The 6,329-nt window shown below is 62.4% G+C and carries 5 protein-coding genes and 1 pseudogene; all 6 read right to left on the reverse strand.

The window, feature by feature from the left end:
- Nucleotides 1-1,128: an acyl-CoA dehydrogenase gene (locus HU765_RS08745; RefSeq protein ID WP_186619776.1), complete on the reverse strand. Its 1,128-nt coding sequence runs from the start codon at nucleotides 1,126-1,128 to the stop codon at nucleotides 1-3.
- 36 nt (nucleotides 1,129-1,164) lie between these two features.
- Nucleotides 1,165-1,260: pseudogene (locus HU765_RS27075) on the reverse strand (metal ABC transporter ATP-binding protein); the annotation flags it as partial.
- An 11-nt stretch (nucleotides 1,261-1,271) separates the two neighbouring features.
- Nucleotides 1,272-2,465 carry an acetyl-CoA C-acyltransferase gene (locus tag HU765_RS08750; RefSeq protein WP_186619777.1) on the reverse strand — a complete coding sequence of 398 codons (1,194 nt, stop codon included), beginning with the start codon at nucleotides 2,463-2,465 and terminating at the stop codon, nucleotides 1,272-1,274.
- Between the two features lie 12 nt (nucleotides 2,466-2,477).
- Nucleotides 2,478-3,239 (reverse strand): SDR family NAD(P)-dependent oxidoreductase, encoded by a 762-nt coding sequence (locus HU765_RS08755; RefSeq protein ID WP_186619778.1) that lies wholly within the window; start codon nucleotides 3,237-3,239, stop codon nucleotides 2,478-2,480.
- An 18-nt stretch (nucleotides 3,240-3,257) separates the two neighbouring features.
- Nucleotides 3,258-4,922 carry an AMP-binding protein gene (locus HU765_RS08760; RefSeq protein WP_186619779.1) on the reverse strand — a complete coding sequence of 555 codons (1,665 nt, stop codon included), beginning with the start codon at nucleotides 4,920-4,922 and terminating at the stop codon, nucleotides 3,258-3,260.
- A gap of 248 nt (nucleotides 4,923-5,170) precedes the next feature.
- Entirely contained in the window at nucleotides 5,171-6,187 is a 1,017-nt protein-coding gene (locus tag HU765_RS08765) for an AraC family transcriptional regulator (RefSeq protein ID WP_186619788.1), read from the reverse strand.
- Nucleotides 6,188-6,329 lie beyond the last annotated feature (142 nt).

Here is a 6,329-nt window from a genome sequence, read left to right on the forward strand (position 1 = left end):
TCAGAGATTGCGCGAAATGACCATGCGTTGAATGTCGCTGGTGCCTTCGTAGATCTGGCAGACACGCACATCGCGGTAAATGCGTTCCAGCGGGAAGTCGTTGAGGTAACCGTAACCGCCGAGGGTTTGCAAGGCCATGGAGCAGACCTTTTCGGCCATTTCCGAAGCAAACAGTTTGGCCATCGACGCCTCCACCAGCGCCGGCTGACCGCTGTCGCGCAGGGCCGCAGCGTAATGCACCATCTGCCGGGCCACGGCGATTTGCGTGGCCATGTCGGCGAGGCGGAACGCAACGGCCTGATGTTCGATGATCGGCTTGCCGAAGGTGTCGCGCTCGCGGGCGTAATCACGCGCCGCTTCGAACGCGGCGCGCGCCATGCCGACGGCCTGGGAAGCAATACCGACGCGGCCGCCCTCAAGATTCGCCAGGGCGATTTTATAGCCCTCGCCCTCCTCGCCCAGCCGATTGGCTACCGGGACTTTGACGTCCTCAAAGAGAATCTGGCAAGTGTCTGAAGCGTGCTGGCCGAGTTTGTCTTCGACCCTTGCGACCTTATAGCCCGGCGAGTCGGTCGGCACGATAAACGCGCTGATGCCGCGCTTGCCGGCGCTCGGATCGGTCACGGCAAACACAATCACCACACCGGCATTCTGCCCGGAAGTGATGAACTGTTTGCAGCCATTGAGCACGTAGTGATCGCCTTCCAGGCGTGCGCGGGTTTTCAGGCTGCTGGCGTCAGAACCGGCCTGCGGCTCGGTCAGGGCAAAGGCGCCGAGCATCGCGCCGCTGGCCAGCGGTTTGAGGAATCGCTCGCGTTGATCGTCGTTGCCGAACTTGAGAATCGGCACGCAACCGACCGAGTTGTGCACGCTCATGATCGTCGAGCAGGCGCCATCGCCGGCGGCGATTTCCTCCAGAGCCATGGCGTAGGCCAGATAGCCGGTGTCGCAGCCACCCCACTGCTCCGGCACGAGCATGCCGAAGAAGCCCAGTTCAGCCATCTCAGAGATGGCTTCTCTGGGGAACCGGTGCTCGCGATCCCACTCGGCGGCGAACGGCTTGAGACGCTCCCCGGCAAACTGCCGGGCCATGTCACGGATCTGTTGTTGGTCTTGGTTGGGAATCATGGTGAATCCTTAAATCCGGGTTACCACAAAGAACCCCTGTGGGAGCGAGCTTGCTCGCGAAGGCGGTGTGTCATTCAACCCTAATGTTGGCTGACAGAACGCCTTCGCGAGCAAGCTCGCTCCCACAGGGATTGTTGTTTACCTCAATAGAGGCATTCCACAGCCATGGCCGTGGCTTCGCCGCCGCCGATGCAGATGGCCGCAATCCCGCGTTTGAGCTGTTTCTGCCGCAGCGCCGCCAGCAGCGTCACCAGAATCCGCGCGCCCGACGCACCGATCGGGTGGCCCAGCGCACAGGCGCCGCCGTGCACATTGAGCTTGTCGTGCGGGATCTGCAGATGCGTCATCGCCGCCATGCCGACCACGGCAAACGCTTCGTTGACTTCGAACAGATCAACCTGATCCAGCGCCCATCCAGTCCGTTTCAGCAGGGTTTTGATCGCGCCGATCGGCGCGGTCGGAAACAGCCCCGGCGTGTCGGCGAACGCCGCATGACCATGAATCACAGCCAGTGGTGTGAGGCCCAGTTGCTGCGCGTGAGACTGGCGCATCAGCACCAGCGCAGCAGCGCCATCGGAGATCGAACTGGAGTTCGCCGCCGTCACCGTGCCGCCTTCGCGGAAGGCCGGTTTCAGCGAGGCGACTTTGTCGAGTTTGGCTTTCGGCGGCTGCTCGTCGTGACTGATCAGCACCTGTTCTTTGCCGACGGTCACGGTCAGCGGGACGATTTCGTCCTGGAAGCTGCCATCCTTGATCGCCTGCTGTGCGCGGGTGGTCGAGGCGATGGCGAAGGCGTCCTGCGCTTCGCGGCTGAAGCCATTGGTCTCGGCGCAATCCTCGGCGAAGGTGCCCATCAAGCGTCCTTTGTCATAGGCGTCTTCGAGGCCGTCGAGGAACATCGAGTCGAGTACACGGCCATGGCCCATGCGATAACCGGCGCGGGCACGATCCAGCAAGTACGGCGAGTTGGACATGCTCTCCATACCGCCGGCGATGACCACGTCGGCACTGCCCGCGAGCAGCATGTCGTGGGCCATGATGGTGGTTTGCATGCCCGAGCCGCACATCTTGTTGACGGTGGTGCAGCGGGTGGATTTATCCAGCCCGGCGCCCAGCGCGGCCTGACGTGCCGGAGCCTGACCGAGGCCGGCGGGCAAGACGCAACCGAACAGCACTTCATCAACCGCATCGCTGGCGACACCGGCGCGTTCAACCGCGGCCTTGATCGCGGCGGCGCCGAGTTGTGGAGCGGTGAGGCTTTTCAGCTCGCCCTGAAAGCCGCCCATTGGCGTGCGCACGGCACTGACGATAACAATCGGATCGTTGGAAACAGTCATGATGGTTCCTCCTTACTTGGCCGCCATGCGCAAGGCGCCGTCGAGACGGATCACCTCGCCATTAAGCATGCTGTTTTCGATGATGTGCCGCACCAGCGCGGCGTACTCGGCCGGCTTGCCCAGGCGCGGCGGGAACGGCACGCCGGCGGCCAGCGAGTCGCGCACTTCGGGGGTCATGCCGGCCATCATCGGGGTTTCGAAAATGCCCGGTGCAATGGTCATTACGCGAATGCCGAAACGCGCCAGCTCACGGGCGGCCGGCAGGGTCAGGCTGGCAATCGCGCCTTTCGATGCCGAATACGCGGCTTGGCCAATCTGCCCGTCGAACGCGGCGACCGAGGCGGTGTTGATGATCACGCCGCGTTCGCCGTCGGCATTGGCTTCGCTTTCTGCAATGGCCGCAGCCGCCAGGCGCAGCATGTTGAAACTGCCGACCAGGTTGACGTTGATGACCTGGGCGAAACTGGCCAGCGCATGCGGGCCGTTCTTGCCAAGGATCTTCTCGCCCCGGACGATGCCGGCGCAGTTGACCAGACCGTTGAGGCTGCCAAACGCGGCGACGGTCGCCTGCACAGCAGCCTCGGCCGCGGCTTCGTTGCTGATGTCCGCGACGACGCTTTGCGCACCCAGGCGCTGGGCTTGAGCGGCAAGCGCTTCGGCATTCATGTCCACGAGCATCACCTTGGCACCGGCGTTCACCAGCAGCTCAGCCGTGGCGGCGCCGAGGCCAGAAGCGCCGCCGGTGACGATAAAAACCTTGTTGTCGATCTGCATGTCGGTGTTCCCTTGGATTCAAGCTGAAACGTTGTGCGCCGCGGCCTCTTGAGCCTTGGCGATTTCCTGGTTGCGCAAGATAAAGCGCTGCAATTTGCCACTGGGGGTCTTGGGCAATTCGCTGACAAATTCGATTTCACGCGGGTAGGAATGCGCGGCCAGGCGCTTGCGCACGTGCTGGCGCAGTTCTTCGGCCAGCTCCGGCGCCGCGCGATATTGCGCACTCAACACGACAAAGGCTTTGACCAGTTCGGTGCGCTCCGGGTCGGGTTTGCCGACCACCGCCGCTTCGACCACGGCCGGGTGTTCGATCAGCGCGCTTTCGACGTCGAACGGGCCGACGCGATAGCCGGAGGTGGTAATCACATCATCGCTTCGACCGACAAAACTGATGCTGCCGTCCGGGTTCCATTCCACGGTGTCGCCGCTCAGGTAGTAATTGCCGACGAAGGCCTTGGTCGGTGCGCCTTCGTAACCGCCGAACCAGCACATCGGTGATTGCCCACGGTCAATGGCGAGGATGCCCGGCTGTCCGGCCCCAAGCTCGTTGTAGTGCTCGTCCAGCACAACAATGCGATGGCCCGGCGAGGCGAAGCCGGCGGCGCCGATGTGCACCGGGTGATCGAGGCCATGGTGATTGCACAGCACCATGCCCAGCTCGGTCTGGCCGTAATGATCATGAATGACCACGTCGAGGTTGTCGGCGAACCAGCGGATGACTTCCGGGTTCAGCGGCTCGCCAGCGCTGCTGACGACGCGCAGTTTGCCTTTGACCGACTTGGCGAACGTGTCACCGCCGGCAATCAGCAAACGGTACGCCGTCGGCGATCCGGTGAGGTTGGTGATGCCGTACTTGTTGATCACCCGGCAGGTGCTTTCAAGGGTGAACGGCCCGTCGTAGAACGTGATCGGGTGCCCCATCGCCAGCGGCCCGGTGACGCCGAAATAGATGCCGTAGGCCCAACCCGGATCGGCCACGTTCCAGAAGGCATCTTCGGGGCGCAGGTCCACCGCATCGCGGGTGTAACTCTGAAATGCAACGATAGCCTTGAGCGGCACCGACAGCGCTTTCGACGGCCCGGTGGTGCCCGAGGTGAACATCAGCAGGAACGGGTCTTCGCCATTGAGCAGTACCGGTTCGCAGATGTTCGAGTGATTGCCCAGTTCGGCCCAGAAACTGAAATCGCCGCGCACGATGCCCTGGCCTTTGCTGCCGCCGACCGTAACGATGGTCGGGCAGTCGGCAACTTCGGCGAGTTTCGACCGGTTGACCGCGTCAGTGACCACGACTTTCGCCCCGGAGCTGTTCAGGCGATGTTCGAGGGCTTTGGGGCCGAATGCGGTAAACAACGGCTGATACACCGCGCCAATGCGCCAAGTGGCGAACACCGTGATGAGCAGTTCGATATTGCGCGGCAGCAAACCGGCGACCCGGTCGCCCTTGCGCACACCCTGGGCGAGAAGGAAATTGGCGAAACGCGCGGCCTGGTCCTGCAGATCGCTGAACGTGTACGTCGCGCTGGCGCCGTCACGACCTTCCCAGAACAGCGCAATGCGCCCGGGCAAGGCATGGCGATCGCAACATTCGACACAGGCGTTGAGCGCCTCAAGCGTACCGCTGAGCGCGGCCTCCACGGTGTGCTGATAATTGAACTGTGCGGTGGCAGACAGGTAATCGCGCATTGCCAGAATCCCTCGGTGTTTTTATTAGGCTGGGAACCGTAAACAACAGGGGAATAGTCGCGCTGCGGGGCTTGGGCGGCAATGGTCAAAGCTATCAAAGTGGCTGACTGGTTTGGCCAAGGCTTGGGAAATGTGTCGCCGGGTCGGACGCTTTCGCGAGCAGGCTCGCTCCCACAGAGAATGCATTCCAAAAGTGTGGGAGCGAGCCTGCTCGCGAAAGGGCCGATATAAGCGCCTGGAAGTTCGGGTCAGACGACTTCGTTGAGAATCAACGTCCGGTAGTGTCCAGGGTTCGACCCCGACCACTTGCGAAACGCCTTATAGAACGAACTCGCATCCGCAAAGCCCAGGCGACTGGCAATCTCGACAAAACTGATCGAAGGCTCAGCCAGCCAGGTAATCGCCAACTCCTTGCGCACGCTGTCCTTGAGGCCTTGATAGGTCTGCCCCTCTTCGGCCAGGCGCCGGCGCAGGGTCGAGGCGGACATGCACAGTTGCTGGGCCAGTGCCTCGGTTTCCGGCCACTGTTCGGCTGGCAGTTGCCGTAGATCGTGCTTGATCCGACTGGCGAGGCTTTGCGGGTCGCGGTACTTCACCAGAATGTTGGCCGGGGCGTGAGCCAGGAAGCGTTTCAGTTCTTCGGCACTGCGCTTGATCGGCAGATCGAGGCAATCGGCGGAAAAAATCATCCGTGTGCGCGGGCGGTCGAAGCGCAGGTTGTCGGAGAACATCACCTGGTAGTCATCGATGAACGCCGGCTCCGCGCAACGCAGCTCAATTGCCAGAATCGGTATCCGGCGCCCCGCCAGCCAACAGGCGACGCCGTGGACGATCATCCAATAAGTGAAATAAGTGAAGGCGCGGCGCGGGTCTGCGTCGTCTTCGAGCAGGACGATTTCGGCGAGGCTCTGCTGACGCACCAGTTGCGCCGGCAGCCGTTCAAGCATCAACGACAAAAAACTCAAGCCGTTCTCCAGACCCGCCGCCAACGTCGGTTGCGCCATCGCGCTGCGGCACAGAAAGGCCAGGCTGCCGGACTTGAGCTTGCGCGGGTCCATGCCGAAGAATTCGTCATCGCCGCGCCGGGCCAGCAGACGCCAGAGCCTGGCGTACTGCGAGGCCGGCACCCTGCCCTGATCCGTCATCAGTAGCGCCGGATCGATGCCAACCTTGTTCAACGCCTCTTCCGTGGCCGCGCCCGGCGCACAGCTTTGCAGCAGCGCTTCGCGCACCAGTTGGATGGCAATGGTGTCTTTTTCCGCCATGGAGCGAGGTGAGCCTTGTTGTTTTTGGGTGGTGGGCATCTTAACCCAGCCTCCCGCCCCCCACACAGTTCCCTTGTAGGAGTGAGCCTGCTCGCGATGGCGTTGTGTCAGCTAACAAGATGTGACTGATAGACCGACATCG

The sequence above is a fragment of the Pseudomonas sp. SWRI81 genome (genome assembly GCF_014268545.1).
Lineage (GTDB): Bacteria > Pseudomonadota > Gammaproteobacteria > Pseudomonadales > Pseudomonadaceae > Aquipseudomonas > Aquipseudomonas hamedanensis.